Source organism: Crenobacter sp. CS_VA4 (assembly GCF_055597485.1).
On sequence record NZ_JBVMAE010000006.1, the window covers coordinates 223,326 to 238,071 of the forward strand.

The following is a 14,746-nucleotide window of genomic DNA, read 5'->3' on the forward strand; positions in this document are numbered from 1 at the left end:
ACACCACGCCCGCGGCGGCGCTGTGTCATTGAGGTCCGGAAGCCGCTAGACAGGCGAGAGGCACGAAGCGACGATGGCCGCATGGACCTCGATCACGACAGCTGCTACCGCATCATTTCGACCCGCGACGAGCGCTACGACGGACGCCTGTTCTCCGCCGTCAAGACCACCGGCATCTATTGCCGTCCGGTCTGTCCGGCACGCACGCCCAAGTCCGAAAACGTGGGGTTTTACCCGAGCGCGGCCGCCGCCCAGGAAGCCGGGTTTCGCCCCTGTCTGCGCTGCCGGCCGGAAACCGCGCCGGATCTGGGCGTGGCGTGGAGCGCGTCCAGCACCGTGACGTGTGCGTTGGCGCTGATCGAGATGGGCGCACTGGACGAGATGGACAGCGACGCGCTGGCCCGACGACTCGGCATCGGCGACCGGCAGCTGCGCCGGCTGTTTCGCCAGCACCTCGGCGCCTCGCCGCTGGCGGTCGCGCAGACGCGCCGCGTGCTGCTCGCCAAGCAGCTGATCCACGAGACCGGCCTGCCGATGACCGAGATCGCGTTCGCGGCCGGCTTCGGCAGCATCCGCCGCTTCAACGAGACCTTCCAGGCGCTGTACCAGCGGCCACCGAGTGCGCTCCGACGCGACAGCCAAACGGAACGGCCGGCGGGACCGCAAGGCGAAGTGACACTGCGGCTGCGCTACCGGCCACCGTACGACTGGCCGGCGATGCTGGACTTCCTGAGCGTGCGCGCCATTCCCGGCATCGAAGCGGTGATCGACGGCGTCTATCACCGTACCATCGCGCTCGACGGTCGGCACGGCACCGTCTCGGTGCAGCCGGCCCCGCGGGGCGACGCGCTGCAGGCGACGATCCGTTTCCCGAAACTGTCGGCGTTGCCCGCGATCATCGCGCGACTGCGCCGGGTATTCGACCTTGCCGCCGACCCGGACGCGATCGCGGCCCAGTTGGCCGAAGACCCGGCACTCGCGCCGTTGCTGGCCGCCCGCCCCGGCCTGCGGGTACCGGGAGCGTGGAACGGTTTCGAGCTGGCGATGCGCGCGGTGTTGGGCCAGCAGATCACCGTCGCCGCCGCGGTGAAGCTCGCCGGGAAACTGGTCGCCGCCTACGGCGAACCATTGGCCGATGCCCAGGCGGCGCCGGCAGGCCTCACCCATGTCTTCCCGGCGCCGGAGCACCTGGCGACGGCCGATCTGGCGACCCTCGGCATGCCCAAGACCCGCGCGGCCACGCTGTCGGCGATAGCCGCGGCGGCCGTGGCCGATCCGCGGCTGTTCGACGCGCGAAGCAGCCTGGACGAGGCCGTCCGGCAGCTCTGCGCGCTGCCCGGGGTCGGCGAGTGGACCGCGCACTACATCGCGATACGCCAACTGCGCGAAACCGACGCCTTCCCGGCCGCCGACATCGGCCTGATGCAGGCGATGAGCGACGCGGCAGGCCACCGGCCGACGGCAAAGCAGCTGCTCGAGAGGGCCGAGCAATGGCGCCCCTGGCGTGCATACGCGGCGCAACATCTGTGGGCCGCCGTCCTGCTCGGGATTCGCCTCAGCAACCATAACCGGTCGCAGTAACAGAATTCGCAGAACGAGTGAAACCCATCATGCCAACACGAACCGTTGATAGGCTTTCAGACCACGGTTTTGTCTCGATCTCCCTTAAAACCGCGCGCGTAACAACCGGGTGATCAGTATCCCAGTCGCCCCGGCAATCGCCCACGGGTAAGCGGTATGACCGACCTCGTTCATCATCGCGCCAATCAGCGCCGGCCCCACAGCGGACCCCACCGTAAAGGCGAGTGACACCCGACTCATGGCCAAGCGGATGTCGCCGCCTGACTGGGTAGCGACGATGATGGATAGCGTCAGCAGGCCACTCCCCAATACCCCATAGCAGCCGGCCGCGGTGGTCAGCAACAAGGTGGGCGAATGCACGGCGGATAAGGTCAGCGCACATCCGGCAAAAGCCAGCAGACTGCAAGCCAAGATGCTAGAACGGGCGCCAAAGCGGTCAGCACACCAGCCAATGGGCACTTGCAGCAGCAAGCCAGCGGCACCGAACACCGTCAACATGGCCGCCACGCCGGTAGTTCCGGTTCCCCGTTTTTGTGCGACCACGGCAAACAGGCTCAACGCGGAAGAGTCGACTGCCCCGGCCCAAAATCCGATCCACACCGGCATAGACCAGAGCATGCGGCAACCAGGCGACGGCTCGTGCTCGCCGCCAGCACCACGCGTAACCCTGCGTGGCGCTAGCATTGCGGCGCAGCTCGCGACTGATCATGCGAGATGCCATCAGGCATGTACCTCGCACAAACCGCACCTTGGAACGGTTGAGGAGTGAAAACACATGGGGTGCAACGCCCCCATAGGGGGCACCCTACGATAGTGCCGGGGCCTGCTGGCTCGCCAACGCCCGGCTATCGCTTTCGTCCTTCAGGGTGACGCCGGTGGCGCCCAGTTTGACGGCGGCGTTCAACAGCCAGGCCAGCTTGTACGCCGCCTCCCGGTACGGCAGCCCTTCCAGGCGCACATTGGAGATGCAGTTGCGTTCCGAATCCAGCCGGCCGACGCGCGGTTGATGGGTCAGGTACAAGCCCATGCTGTCCGGCGACGACAGTCCGGGGCGCTCGCCGATCAGCATCAGCGCGAAGCGCGCTTGCAGCAGCTCGCCCACTTCGTCGGCCAGGGCCACCCGCGCTTGGGTCGCGATGACGACCGGCCCGACGCGCAGGCCGGCGTTTTCCAGATACGGGCGCAGCTCGGTCAGAAACCGCACGGCGTTGCGTTCGATCGCGCGCGACGACAGGCCGTCGCCGATCACGTACAGCACATCGCAGCCTTTTTCCGCGCAGGCTTCGAGCACGGCGCGGCTGGCGGCGTCCAACTTGCGCCCGTAATCGGGCCGCTGCAGGTATTCGGTTCTATCCCGTGCGGCGCTGGCGGCGGATAGGCTATGGAAACCGGCTTCGGCCAGTTGCGCCGACAGCGCCGCCACATCCAGCGGAGTATGCACCGCGTCACGCGCCTGGGCGTGCGACAGCGAAAAACGCAGTGTCTCGCCGGTGGGCAGGCTGCCGCCGCAACGCCCCAAGGCGATGCGCGCGGCGGTGTGTTCGGCAAGATTCGCCCACGGGTCGGGCGCCACGCCGCCGGCGACGGTTTTCAGTTCGGTCACGTTCATGCCGCCTCCGGAAATAGGCCGAGTAGCGGTTGCTCGCCCGATTGCGGCAGCAGCCGGCCGACTCCGCAGGTAATGCGCATTTTCGCTAGCCACGCCTCGAACTCCGGCGCGCGCTTCAGGCCCAGCAGCTGGCGCACGTACAACGCATCGTGGAACGAGGTGCTCTGGTAGTTGAGCATGATGTCGTCCGCACCCGGCACGCCGATGATGAAGCTGATGCCGGCCGCACCGAGCAGCGTCAGCAGCGTATCCATGTCGTCCTGGTCGGCTTCGGCGTGGTTGGTGTAGCAGATATCGCAGCCCATCGGCAGGCCAAGCAGCTTGCCGCAGAAGTGGTCTTCCAACCCGGCGCGGATGATCTGCTTACCGTCGTACAGGTATTCCGGCCCGATGAAGCCGACCACGGTGTTGACCAGCAAGGGCTTAAAGCGGCGCGCCACCGCATAGGCACGCACCTCGCAGGTTTGCTGATCCACGCCCCAATGCGCATTGGCCGACAGCGCGCTGCCCTGCCCGGTTTCGAAATACATCACGTTGTTGCCGACCGTGCCGCGCTTAAGCGACAGCGCCGCTTGGTGCGCCTCCTCCAGCACCGCCAGGCTGACGCCGAAGCCGGCGTTGGCTTTTTCGGTGCCGGCGATCGACTGGAACACCAAATCCACCGGTGCGCCGCGGCAGATCAGCTCAATGGAGTTAGTGACATGGGTCAGCACACAGGTTTGGGTGGGTATGGCGAACCGTTCGCGCACGCCGTCCATCAATAGCAACATATCGTGGATCGCCGAGAGGCTGTCGCTGGCCGGGTTGATGCCGATCACCGCATCGCCCGCCCCGTACAAGAGGCCGTCCAGCATCGAGGCGGCGATGCCGCGCGGGTCGTCGGTGGGATGGTTGGGCTGCAAGCGCACCGCCAAATGGCCCGGCAGGCCGATGGTGTTGCGGAACGCGGTGACCACGCGACATTTATTGGCGACCAAAATCAAATCCTGGTTGCGCATGATTTTGGAGACGGCGGCGGCCATCTCCGGCGTGATGCCGGACGAGATAAAGGAGAGCATGGCGCTGTCGGCGGCGTCGGACAGCAGCCAGTTGCGGAAATCGCCCACCGTCATGTGCGCGATCGGCGCGAAGGCGGCGGCGTCGTGGCTGTCGATAATCAGCCGCGTGACTTCGTCGGCTTCATACGGAATCAGCGCCTGGTTGAGAAAGGTCTTGAGCGGCAGCTCGGCCAGCAGCATGCGCGCCGCGACGCGTTCTTCCGCGGTTTCGGCCGCCACGCCGGCCAGCCGGTCGCCGGAGCGCTCCGGGGTGGCCTTGGCCAGCAGCGTTTTCAGATCGGCGAACTGGTAGCGGCGCGTACCAATCATATTTGTGTAGGACATGGCGCTTTAGGCGGAGCAGTGACGCCCCGCCCCCTAGGTCTGGTCAGTCGAGCGGGAGGCGTTGCAGCGATAGCGGCACGTCGCCCACGGTAGCTGGTTCTTCAGCTTGGCTGGTCAGCAAAGCATCCTCTGCTGCGGCCGCACGATGATGACCGGTCAGCTTGAAGTAGGCGAAGCCGGCCAGCAGGAACCCGGCGAAGATCAGCGCCAGCAGCTGGTTGTAGTACACCATCGCCACCAAGCACACCACGGCACAGGACAAGGCCACGCCCGGAATCAGCGGAAAGCCGGGCGCGAGGAACGGGCGCTCCAATTTCGGCTCGGCCTTGCGCAGTTTGAACAGCGCCAGCATCGACACGATGTACATCACGATCGCGCCGAACACCGACAGCGTGACGATGTTGGCGGTGAGCGGCTGGCCAGCGATCACGATCAGGTTGTCGCTGAAAATCGCGGCCATGCCGATCACGCCGCCGGCCAGAATGGCGCGGTGCGGGGTCTTGAAGCGCGGGTGCACCTTGGCCAGGAACGGCGGCAGGTAGCCGGCGCGCGCCAGCGCGAAGATCTGGCGCGAGTAGCCCATGATGATGCCGTGGAACGAGGCGATCAGGCCGAACAGCCCCAGCCACACCAGCATATGCAGCCAGCCGCTGCTGTTGCCGACAATCATCTTCATCGCCTGCGGCAGCGGGTCGTTGATGTTGGCGAGGCGGGTCCAGTCTCCGGCACCGCCGGCGAACACCATCACGCCGATCGCCAGCACCACCAAGGTCAAAATGCCGGCGATGTAGGCGCGCGGCACGGTGCGTTTCGGGTCTTTGGTTTCTTCGGCGGCCATCGCTGCGCCTTCGATCGCGAGGAAGAACCAGATCGCAAACGGAATCGCGGCGAAGATGCCGGACACCGCGCCGAGGCTGAACGTGTCATGCCCGGCCCAGCCGCCCTTGGTGAAGTGACTCCAGTCGAAACCTGGGGCGACCACGCCGACGAACACCAAGAGCTCGAAGATCGCCAGCAAGGTGACACACAATTCAAAGGTGGCGGCGATGCTCACGCCGAGGATATTGAGGCCCATGAAGATCAGGTACGCGCCCATCGCGGTCCATTTCGGCGCCAGCCATGGGAATTGCACATTCAGATAAGCGCCGATGGCCAAGGCAATGGCAGGCGGCGCAAACACGAACTCGCACAAGGTGGCCGCGCCGGCCAGAAAGCCGCCCATCGGCCCGAAGGCGCGCTTGGCGTAGGCGAACGGGCCGCCGGCGTGTGGAATAGAGGTGGTCAGTTCGGTAAAGCTGAAGATGAAGGCGGTGTACATCACCGCGACGAACACGGTGGCGATCATAAAGCCCATCGTGCCGGCGCTGGCCCAACCGTAACTCCAGCCGAAATACTCGCCGGAGATCACCAGGCCCACCGCAATGCCCCACAACTGCCAGACACCCAGTGATTTTGATAGGTCTTGATTTGCTGACATCTTGTTGCTCCCTTAGTGGATAACTAAGCATTCATCTGGCAGGAATCATGCCAACAGCAAACGGGCCGCCAAACCCAGCAACGGCTGGCCTTTAGCCCTGGAAACCGTTCAAGAACAGTGCAGCCTTGGCTCAAGCCTGGTGCGGCACAGCATCCAGCACCGCCAGCTCGGCCTCGCTCAGCAGCCGCGAGCGGGTGATGAAGCGTACCCCTTCCGTCGCTTCCACCGAAAAACTATTGCCCCGTCCGGAGGATACGTCGATGGTCAGGTGGCAGGCTTGCCAATATCCGAACAAAAAAGCGCTGATATAGAACGGGCAGCCGCCGATTTCACCGAGCAGCACGTCCTGGCCGCCGATGCGGAATTCGCTCTGCAAAAAGCACATCGGTGCGCTGCCGTCGCAGCAACCGCCGGACTGGTGGAACAGCAAGGGGCCGTGCCGTTCGACCAGCCGAGCCAGCAGGGCCTGCGCTTCGGGGGTGATTGCCACGCGCGACGCCATCGGATGCTCCTTGTGGGTGAGAAAAGGCCGACGCCAGGGGGCGACGCCGGCCAATCAAATGGCTTCAGAGCCGCTCACAAAACCCCAGTGCAACGACGCCAGCAGGGTTATGCGAGTGGATCTCAGAAGAATCCGAGTGCGTTCGGGCTATAGCTCACCAGCAGATTCTTGGTCTGCTGGTAGTGGTCGAGCATCATCTTGTGCGTCTCGCGACCGATGCCGGACTTCTTGTAGCCGCCGAACGCCGCGTGCGCCGGGTACAGGTGATAGCAGTTGGTCCACACCCGGCCGGCCTTGATCTCGCGGCCCATCCGGTACGCCAGCGCGCCGTCGCGCGTCCACACCCCGGCGCCGAGGCCGAACACGGTGTCGTTGGCGATCGCCAGCGCTTCTTCCTTGTTCTTGAAGGTGGTGACCGCCACCACCGGGCCGAATATTTCCTCCTGGAACACGCGCATCTTGTTGTGGCCGGCCAGGATGGTCGGCTGCACATAGTAGCCCTCTTCCAGCCCGGCGATCTTGGCCTGGCCGCCGCCGGTCAGCACCTGCGCGCCTTCCTGGCGGCCGACGTCGATGTAGGACAGGATCTTGTCCAACTGCTCCTGGGACGCCTGCGCGCCGATCATGGTGGACGGATCGAGCGGACTGCCCTGGCGGATCGCCTGCACCCGTTTTACCGCGCGCTCCATGAAGCGTTCGTAGATCGACTCCTGCACCAGCACGCGCGACGGGCAGGTGCACACTTCGCCCTGATTGAGCGCGAACATAGCGAAGCCTTCCAGCGCCTTGTCGAAGTAGGCATCGTCCTCGCGCATTACGTCTTCAAAGAAGATGTTGGGTGACTTGCCACCCAGTTCCAGCGTCACCGGAATGATGTTCTCGGCCGCGTACTGCATGATCAGGCGGCCGGTGCTGGTTTCACCGGTAAACGCCACCTTGGCGATGCGCGGGTTGGTGGCGAGCGGCTTGCCGGCTTCCACGCCAAAGCCGTTGACCACGTTCAGCACGCCTTCCGGAATCAGATCGGCGATCAACTCCATCAGCACCATCACCGCCATCGGCGTCTGCTCGGCCGGTTTCAGCACCACGCAGTTGCCGGCCGCCAGTGCCGGGGCCAGCTTCCAAGTCGCCATCAGCAGCGGGAAATTCCACGGGATGATCTGGCCGACCACGCCCAGCGGCTCGTGGAAGTGGTAGGCGACGGTGTCGTCGTCCAGCTCGGACAGCGAGCCTTCCTGGCTGCGCAGGCAGCCGGCGAAGTAGCGGAAATGATCGACCGCCAGCGGCAAGTCGGCGGCGTTGGTTTCGCGGATCGGCTTTCCGTTGTCGGCGGTTTCCACCAGCGCCAGGAACGGCAGGTATTCCTCGATGCGGTCGGCGATTTTCAGCAGAATGTTGGCGCGCACCGCGGGAGCGGTACGGCCCCAACGGTCGGCGACGGCGTGCGCGGCGTCCAGCGCCAGCTCGATGTCCTCGGCGCTGGAGCGCGCCACATCACACAACGGCTTGCCGTTGATCGGACTGAGATTGGTGAAATACTGGCCCTTGACCGGGGCCACCCAGCGGCCACCGATGAAGTTGTCGTAGCGGGACTTGAGCGGGATTTTCTTGGCGATAGCGTCGAGCGACTGCTGCAACATGGCATTGCCTCCGGGTTAGGTTCGGGGTTGTGACTGCCATGTCAGTGTGCGAATTGTGCGGGGGTGGCGCCATGCTACTTTGGTCGTAGGTAAAGACGGCTAGACCCCCTTCGCCAAATGCCCCATCAAGGCCCGCAGCCGTGCCGGGCGCACCGGCTTGGTCAACAGCTCCCAGCCACCCTGTGCTGCCTGTGCCGCTACTTCCGGACCGCGGTCGGCGGTAACGAGCGCCGCCGGAATCGCCCGCCCTGCCTGCGCGCACAAGACAGCGATCACCTCTACGCCGGTCTCGCCGTGATCCAGCTGGTAGTCGGCCAGAATGATGTCCGGCTCGCGCTCGGCCAGCGCCGCCAGCGCTTGCTCCCGATTGCTCACCGCCACCGTCACGCAGCCCCAGCCGGCCAGCAACAGCTGCATGCCCTGCAAGATCGCCGCGTCGTTGTCGATCAGCAGCACGTTCAGCCCGGCCGGTTGATAAGCGACAGCCGGCTGCACTTGCTGCTGGCGCGGCAAGCGCTCCACTTCTGTTGCCTCGCCGTACGGCACCACGACGCCAAACAATGAACCGCGCCCCGTCACCGACTTGACCAGCAGCCGGTGCTGCAACAGCTGCGCCAAACGTTCGACGATGGCCAGGCCCAGCCCCATGCCCTTGCCGTCCATCGCGCGGTGCTCGGGCAGGCGCTGGAACTCCTGAAACACCGTCGGCAACTTGTCGGCCGGGATGCCGCTGCCCTGGTCCCACACTCCGACCAACACCCCGTCGGCCACCCGACGCGCGCCGAGCAGCAAGCCGCCGCGTTGGCTATAGCGCAGCGCATTACTCAAGAAATTGCGCAGGATGCGCCCGAGCAGCACCCAATCGCTGTGCACCACTACCGGCAGAGCGCGGCTGCGCAGGGTCAGGCACTTGGCCGCGGCCAGCTGCGCGAATTCGGTGGCGATCTGACTGATCAAGCTGTCCAGCGGGAAATGACTGGCCTCCACCTGCTGCGCGCCGGCGTCGATGCGCGACAGCTCGAGCAGCGTGTTGATCAAATCGTCCGCCGCTTCCAGCGACGCGCAGGCGTGCTTGAGCAGTTTGGGCGCATCGCCGTCCAGCGGCCGTTCGGCCAACGTGGCCATGAACAGGCGCGCCGCGTTCAGCGGCTGCAACAGGTCGTGGCCGGCAGCGGCGAAGAAGCGGGTCTTGCTGCGCTGCGCCTCCTCGGCGACCAGGATCGCCGTCTGCAAGCGTCGGTTGGCCCACTCCGCCTCCTGGCGCGCCTGCTCGAGTGCGATGTTGAACGCCTTCAAGTCGCCCATCGCTTTTTCCAGCGCCTGGGTGCGCTCCTGGATGCGTTGCTCCAGCTCGGCCGAGATCTGGAAGAAGGTGAACGAGTTGCCGTTGTCGGCCATGCCGTGCTCGACGCGGTGGATCAGCGCCTGGTTGATCTTGCGCAGCTTGGTGTTGTCGCGCTCCAGCGCCTCCAGGCGCTGTTCGATGGACGGGGTGTCGGGATTGCTCATGGCGCGCGGTAGCCGATGGCGATGCCGGTGAAGGTCTGGTTGACGTGCATCGCGTTGAACTGCTCGCCGTAGGTGTTGAAGCCGACCACCTTGTACTTGGCCAATAGCGCCGACATGCGCGCCTGGGTGTCCTGGCTGTCGATCAGCAGGCTGCGCAGGATGCAGTCGCAGCCGAGCACCAGTTGCAGCGGCCCGAGGCGCCGGCTCAAGTTGTGAAAGGTGTGGCCCAGGCTGTCCACCACGTCCATCGCCTCGGTGCCGGACAGCACCACGCCCTCGTCCACCGCGCAGAAAAACGACAGGCTCAGGTCCGAATTGACGCGCTGGATCGAGCGCACGTACGGCACGCTGCCCACCTGCAGCACCAGCGGGTGCGCGGCGAAGTGCGCCGGCGACAGCTGCTCCGGGTTCAGCCCGAACAGGCGGCTGTATTCGGCGGCGGCCGGTTCGGCGTTGATTTCGACCACCATGCGCGCGTCGGCGTCGGCCTCGGTAATCACCATCCGTTCGCCGCTGCGCGCCGCATGCTCGGACTTGAATACCTCGAACGGGTGGCGCGTCGCCACCAGCACCAGCGCCGCGATGCCGCTGTGGAAGCGGCCGTCGAGCAGGATCGCGGTGCGCTCGAAGCGCATATTGTCACCGGCCGAGCCGCCGGCGAGCGGGATGTTGCCGAGCGCCGACGACAGCCGGCTGGCCACCAGCTCCTCGCTGGCCGACAGCCCATCGATCAGCAGCAACGCGAACGCGTTGCGCTCCACCGGCTGGCCGAGCTTGCGCCCCAGTTCGTGGCGCGCGCTCATCACGACCTCGAACGCCTCCGACAGCTCGAAGCCGCGCAGGTCGTCGATCTGCTGCGCCACGGCGTAGAAGCCCGGCTCGGCGAAGCTGACGCCGGAGATGGTGCCGCTCTGGTAGCCGGCCGGGCCGATCTCGCCGGCGGTGGTGCAGCCGATCACCAGCGCCCCACCAAAGCGGCGCTCCAACAACGGCGCGATGGCGTCCAAATCGTAATACGGCGATACGAATAGCAGCACCAGCGACAGGTCCGGCTGATTAAGCTGCTCGAACAAGGCCTGCGCCGCGGCCTCCGGGTCGGTGAGCGCGGTACCGCCCACCCGCACACTTGCTTGCTCCATCTCTCCTCCTGTGTTCTGGCTGCTCTTGCGGAGCCATGTTGTGCAGATGATTATGCGCGTACTTCATACTCGGTGGGGGTGGCCGGATAAACCCTTAGCCGCAGTGATGTCGGATCAGCATATCATGCTCGGCAAGTCGTTGATTTGAGGGGGGACCGCAGTGGAATTGAGCGTACTGATCGCGGATGATCACCCGCTGTTTCGCGAAGCGTTAAAACAGGTGGTGAGCGATGTGTTCGGGCCGGGCGCGCGCATGCTCGAGTGCACTTGTTTCGACGAAGCGCGCCGCGCCATCCAGGACGATACGCTGGAGCTGGCGCTGCTGGATTTGAACATGCCGGGCATGCAAGGGCTGGCCGGGGTGGCGGCACTGCGCCAATTGGCGCCGCTCGTGCCGCTGGCGGTGGTGTCGGCCGACGAGCGGCCGGAGATCGTGCGCGCGGTGCTGGAGCTGGGCGCATGCGGCTTCATCCCCAAATCCGCCGCGCGCGAGGAGATGGCGGCGGCGGTGGCCGCCATGCTGGCCGGCGAAATCTACAACCCGGCGCAGCTGGCCGGGCGCGACACAGCCAGTCCGACCGCATTGCCTTTATCCGCTCAAGACCAGGACATGCTCGAGCGCTTGGCCATGCTCACCCGCCAGGAACGGTGCGTGCTGGAATACATCACCAACGGTAAATCGAACAAGGTGGTGGCGATCGAATTGGCGATTGCCGAGAGCACGGTGAAGGCGCATGTATCGGCTATCCTGCGCAAGTTGGGGGTGCATAGCCGGACCCAGGCGGTGATCGAGGCGGGGGGATTGCTGGGGCGGGTTAAGGCGGATTAGCGATCTACTACTCAGAAAGACGCGACTACCCTGAGCCCGACGTTTCAGTGGGTTTCGCCCCCCAGGCGACGACTGGACTGTATGCGATTGAGGTAGTCTAGCAGTAGATCTTCAGTAGCACTGAGTGGTGGCGCGGCGGACGGCCTGTCCTCCGCGGATCGACTCGTTCGAATCCCATCTGGCGCAGATCGAGTTACTCGACAAAAGCCTCGACGGCACGAACCGGATTGGCGGCTCAATGCGGTCGTCAAGGCCCTCGGGTAACAGACCTGGCTCCGGTCCTCGCCTTCGATGTATCGCTTCATTTGGCCATCTTCATGGAACGCGTTGCGTCACTTTAGGCGACCGGAGTGTTTTCACACAGCCTCGGTCGTTTCCCGCCGATGGCCATCATCCTCAAGACTCCCCACCCAAAACAAAGAGGCCCATCAAGGGCCCCTTCTACGGTCATATGCACAAGGCAGACCTCGGGCATACATGCGGTCACTAAGCAGCGAGGACCTCTATGACAAGCGCCCCCCATGACCGACTTTATTCTTTAAGAACAATTGTTCAAAAACAATATAATTTGACACAACACATCTAATAAAATTAGAGACTTACATCAAGTCCAACTTATGGCATTTGTTGAGTGAACTTGACACAAACCTCGTAAATCTACTTACACGGTCTAAACTTGCAACAATAGAATTTGACACAAATGAAGCTCCGCGGGGCATCCCATGGGTTACGAGCTCGCCCTCTTCCCATCTTCACTGCCGGATGAGACGTTGCACTCCCTCATCTCCCGCTATCATCTGCTCATCGGCAACCGCAGCCACCGGACCACCTTTCTGGAGCTGTTCCAGCGTCCGCCCTTCCCTCTCAACCAGATCGTCCCTCCTCACATTGAGACGCTCGCTAGCCGACTTCCAGGCGAACCCCGTTCGGTATTGAAGCAGCTCGTCCTCGAGCACACCCTGTTACCGTTGTTCTTGCCCTATCTGGCACCCCAGCTGCCTACTCGCATCAAAGGTGATCCATCCGAGGTCGTCAGCCACATCCCCCGCCGGGTCGTCGGCATGCACGGCGATGCGCAGCTTTGTCTGCATTGCGTGCCCGAAGACGAACAGGCTTTCGGCATGCCCTACTGGCACCGTTCGCACCAAATCCCCGGCGTCACCATTTGCTGGCGCCACAACACCCGCTTGATCAATAGCTGTCCCAGCTGCCAACGCCCCTTCCTGTTCAACAGCGCGCTCTTCAAGCTGCCCTGGCAGCCATGCCGATGCGGTTGGCAACCGTCATCCGTTCCGGACCTGAACTTCACCAATCCGGACCGAGAGGCCCTGCAGCACGCTCTTTTTTGCCACGACCTGCTGGCGGCGGAGCTCCCCCCGGTCCCGGCACAGCGCCTCTTCGAAACTTATCGGAAACAAGCCATCACTTTGGGCTTTAAGTACGGCAGCGATGCTGCGACAGACCGGCTTGAAACCGCTGTACGTGAGTATTTCGGAGAAGCGCTGCTTTGCCAGATCGACCCAGCCTATGCGTCGAAGCGAGCGACAAAATGGCTGCGCCTGACCTCCTTCCAATCTGCACTCGACACCCCGATCACCCGGCACATTCTGCTGGGCCTCTTTCTATTCGGCAGCGTGGATCAACTGGTCCGGCATTTGAAGCAACACCCCAGCCATGGTACCGCCCGGGGCTCCCCGCGCAAGATGCGAAATAACTATCAGGAGGCGTTTGAGGAGTTGGTGCAGGAGCGCGAACAGCACCGCACCACGCTACTGAAGATCAAGCGGAGGCAACCCGATATCACAGTGCACGCATTGTGGAAGCAGGCCAAACGCGCCATGGACTGGCTTTACGACTACGATCGCCCATGGCTACGAACGCATGTACTGCAGAACGATGAGCCTTCCTCACCGCGAGCCACGATCAATATTGCTTCCCGCGATGAAGAGGAAGACACCCGGTTCGCTGCACTTGTCGAAGGGCTCGCCAAGGACTACTACGTTCGCGACGTTGGCAAACCGAAACGGCTGACGCTCGGGCGCCTGCTCGCCGCCCTGCCCAAGCACATGATCACGTCGGCCGTGAATCGGGAGCGCTATCCCTTGACCTTCAGCATGGCCGAATCGCTGCGCGAGTCCTGCTGGCACTTCCGGGCCCGGAGCATTTTGTGGGCCATCCAAGAGCTGCGTGCACTGGAAGAGGTGCCGACCATTGCTCATATTGTGGGGATGAACAAACAAAGCTACGAACGAATTCAGGACATCGTCGAATACTGCCAATGGGACTGCGCGCAGTTGTCCGTTCCTCCCGAGGAGGTCCATGCCTTCCTTCTGAGCATCGGCATTCCACACAACTGGCCCGGCCCCAGGCCACCGGACCATCACTACAACGGTGGCCGCCGCGTATACGATGCGATTTCCTACCTAGATTTGATCCCGCAGCTCTCATCACGGCGCCGAAACGCAGACTGACCGTACGGATCAGTAAAGCCGCTGCGTACCCTGCACTTCAGCGCAGCAAAGTACAGATTCCGGCGAATCTAGCCAGCAGTGCCGGTGGTACCTGTCCAGTTACACCCTCTAGGACAGGTCTTGGCCAGAAGTGTGTTTAGCGTCCGTGAACGCTTCCGCCACTCGCTTGCAGGCGGCATCACAGTCCTCCAAAGTGGCCGCTCCTCGGCGAGGCCGTGTGGAAACGCGGTGAGTTGATGCCACCAAGATGGTTGCACCAGCCTCTTTCGTGAGATCAACATCCGCTTCTACCCAAACTAGGCTATTTTGACGGGCAAAAAGACCCTTTCAGGCCATTATTGCCTCCATTAGCTCTGCAAATCCGATGATCTTCATGACTCGCTTCATGTTGTAGGCGAGTACATGCAAGCTCATCTCGGTGCTGACGCGCTCCAAGGTTCGCGTCAGGAAATGGGTAGCCCCCATCCAGTCTTTCAGAGTGCCAAACGGGTGCTCCACCGTTTGCCGCCGTAGCTTCATCATGCCAGGGCGGGTGTCCAGACGCTTTTGCATCTCCTCCAGCACGGCTTCATGCTCCCAGCGTGTCACTCGACGATATGAGCTGGGC

Annotated in this window: 12 protein-coding genes and 1 pseudogene; 3 read left to right on the forward strand and 10 right to left on the reverse strand. The window is 63.7% G+C overall.

The annotated features are described in order from the left end of the window. The first annotated feature begins 81 nt into the window (after positions 1 to 81). On the forward strand, positions 82 to 1,581 hold the full coding sequence (locus tag ACZ2IA_RS08210; RefSeq protein ID WP_470292084.1) for an AlkA N-terminal domain-containing protein: 1,500 nt from the start codon (positions 82 to 84) through the stop codon (positions 1,579 to 1,581). 84 nt (positions 1,582 to 1,665) lie between these two features. Here the strand turns inward: ACZ2IA_RS08210 and ACZ2IA_RS08215 are convergent, their stop codons facing one another. The 8 genes from ACZ2IA_RS08215 to nosP all read right to left on the reverse strand — a co-directional run bounded on the left by ACZ2IA_RS08215 (position 1,666) and on the right by nosP (position 10,839). Then, on the reverse strand, positions 1,666 to 2,199 hold the full coding sequence (locus ACZ2IA_RS08215; RefSeq protein ID WP_470292085.1) for an MFS transporter: 534 nt from the start codon (positions 2,197 to 2,199) through the stop codon (positions 1,666 to 1,668). A 187-nt stretch (positions 2,200 to 2,386) separates the two neighbouring features. Then, positions 2,387 to 3,190: an ethanolamine ammonia-lyase subunit EutC gene (gene eutC, locus ACZ2IA_RS08220; RefSeq protein WP_470292086.1), complete on the reverse strand. Its 804-nt coding sequence runs from the start codon at positions 3,188 to 3,190 to the stop codon at positions 2,387 to 2,389. After that, positions 3,187 to 4,572, reverse strand: a complete 1,386-nt coding sequence (locus ACZ2IA_RS08225) for an ethanolamine ammonia-lyase subunit EutB (protein WP_470292087.1) — start codon at positions 4,570 to 4,572, stop codon at positions 3,187 to 3,189. Before ACZ2IA_RS08225 ends, eutC begins: the two co-directional genes overlap by 4 nt. Positions 4,573 to 4,615: 43 nt before the next feature. Continuing rightward, positions 4,616 to 6,049, reverse strand: a complete 1,434-nt coding sequence (gene eat / locus ACZ2IA_RS08230) for an ethanolamine permease (RefSeq protein ID WP_470292088.1) — start codon at positions 6,047 to 6,049, stop codon at positions 4,616 to 4,618. Positions 6,050 to 6,179: 130 nt separating this feature from the next. Next, a complete protein-coding gene (locus ACZ2IA_RS08235; RefSeq protein ID WP_470292089.1) occupies positions 6,180 to 6,551 on the reverse strand; it encodes a DUF779 domain-containing protein in 372 nt (123 codons plus the stop codon). A 122-nt stretch (positions 6,552 to 6,673) separates the two neighbouring features. Continuing rightward, the gene (adh, locus tag ACZ2IA_RS08240; RefSeq protein ID WP_470292090.1) at positions 6,674 to 8,191 is read right to left on the reverse strand and encodes an aldehyde dehydrogenase; all 1,518 of its coding nucleotides are present in this window, start codon (positions 8,189 to 8,191) and stop codon (positions 6,674 to 6,676) included. A gap of 99 nt (positions 8,192 to 8,290) precedes the next feature. Beyond that, positions 8,291 to 9,700 (reverse strand): ATP-binding response regulator, encoded by a 1,410-nt coding sequence (locus tag ACZ2IA_RS08245; protein WP_470292091.1) that lies wholly within the window; start codon positions 9,698 to 9,700, stop codon positions 8,291 to 8,293. Next, positions 9,697 to 10,839 (reverse strand): nitric oxide-sensing protein NosP, encoded by a 1,143-nt coding sequence (gene nosP, locus ACZ2IA_RS08250; protein WP_470292092.1) that lies wholly within the window; start codon positions 10,837 to 10,839, stop codon positions 9,697 to 9,699. Before nosP ends, ACZ2IA_RS08245 begins: the two co-directional genes overlap by 4 nt. 160 nt (positions 10,840 to 10,999) lie before the next feature. Here nosP and ACZ2IA_RS08255 point away from each other — a divergent pair, with 160 nt between their 5' ends. Beyond that, positions 11,000 to 11,668: a response regulator gene (locus ACZ2IA_RS08255; protein ID WP_470292093.1), complete on the forward strand. Its 669-nt coding sequence runs from the start codon at positions 11,000 to 11,002 to the stop codon at positions 11,666 to 11,668. Between the two features lie 50 nt (positions 11,669 to 11,718). Here ACZ2IA_RS08255 and ACZ2IA_RS08260 read toward each other — a convergent pair. After that, positions 11,719 to 11,973 (reverse strand): annotated as a pseudogene (locus ACZ2IA_RS08260) (transposase); the annotation flags it as partial. A gap of 417 nt (positions 11,974 to 12,390) precedes the next feature. Here ACZ2IA_RS08260 and ACZ2IA_RS08265 point away from each other — a divergent pair. Then, positions 12,391 to 14,139, forward strand: a complete 1,749-nt coding sequence (locus ACZ2IA_RS08265; RefSeq protein ID WP_470292094.1) for a TnsD family Tn7-like transposition protein — start codon at positions 12,391 to 12,393, stop codon at positions 14,137 to 14,139. 327 nt (positions 14,140 to 14,466) lie between these two features. Here ACZ2IA_RS08265 and ACZ2IA_RS08270 read toward each other — a convergent pair. Further along, positions 14,467 to 14,746 (reverse strand): transposase (locus ACZ2IA_RS08270; RefSeq protein WP_470292095.1); only part of this gene is annotated, 280 nt, incomplete at its 5' end.

Excerpts from the sequence above, each read along its gene's own strand:
- ACZ2IA_RS08235 (WP_470292089.1), bottom strand. The coding sequence starts at position 6,551 with ATGGCGTCGCGCGTGGCAATCACCCCCGAAGCGCAGGCCCTGCTGGCT.
- adh (WP_470292090.1), bottom strand. The coding sequence starts at position 8,191 with ATGTTGCAGCAGTCGCTCGACGCTATCGCCAAGAAAATCCCGCTCAAG.
- ACZ2IA_RS08265 (WP_470292094.1), top strand. The coding sequence starts at position 12,391 with ATGGGTTACGAGCTCGCCCTCTTCCCATCTTCACTGCCGGATGAGACG.
- nosP (WP_470292092.1), bottom strand. The coding sequence starts at position 10,839 with ATGGAGCAAGCAAGTGTGCGGGTGGGCGGTACCGCGCTCACCGACCCG.
- ACZ2IA_RS08210 (WP_470292084.1), top strand. The coding sequence starts at position 82 with ATGGACCTCGATCACGACAGCTGCTACCGCATCATTTCGACCCGCGAC.
- ACZ2IA_RS08215 (WP_470292085.1), bottom strand. The coding sequence starts at position 2,199 with ATGCTCTGGTCTATGCCGGTGTGGATCGGATTTTGGGCCGGGGCAGTC.
- eutC (WP_470292086.1), bottom strand. The coding sequence starts at position 3,190 with ATGAACGTGACCGAACTGAAAACCGTCGCCGGCGGCGTGGCGCCCGAC.
- ACZ2IA_RS08225 (WP_470292087.1), bottom strand. The coding sequence starts at position 4,572 with ATGTCCTACACAAATATGATTGGTACGCGCCGCTACCAGTTCGCCGAT.
- ACZ2IA_RS08245 (WP_470292091.1), bottom strand. The coding sequence starts at position 9,700 with ATGAGCAATCCCGACACCCCGTCCATCGAACAGCGCCTGGAGGCGCTG.
- eat (WP_470292088.1), bottom strand. The coding sequence starts at position 6,049 with ATGTCAGCAAATCAAGACCTATCAAAATCACTGGGTGTCTGGCAGTTG.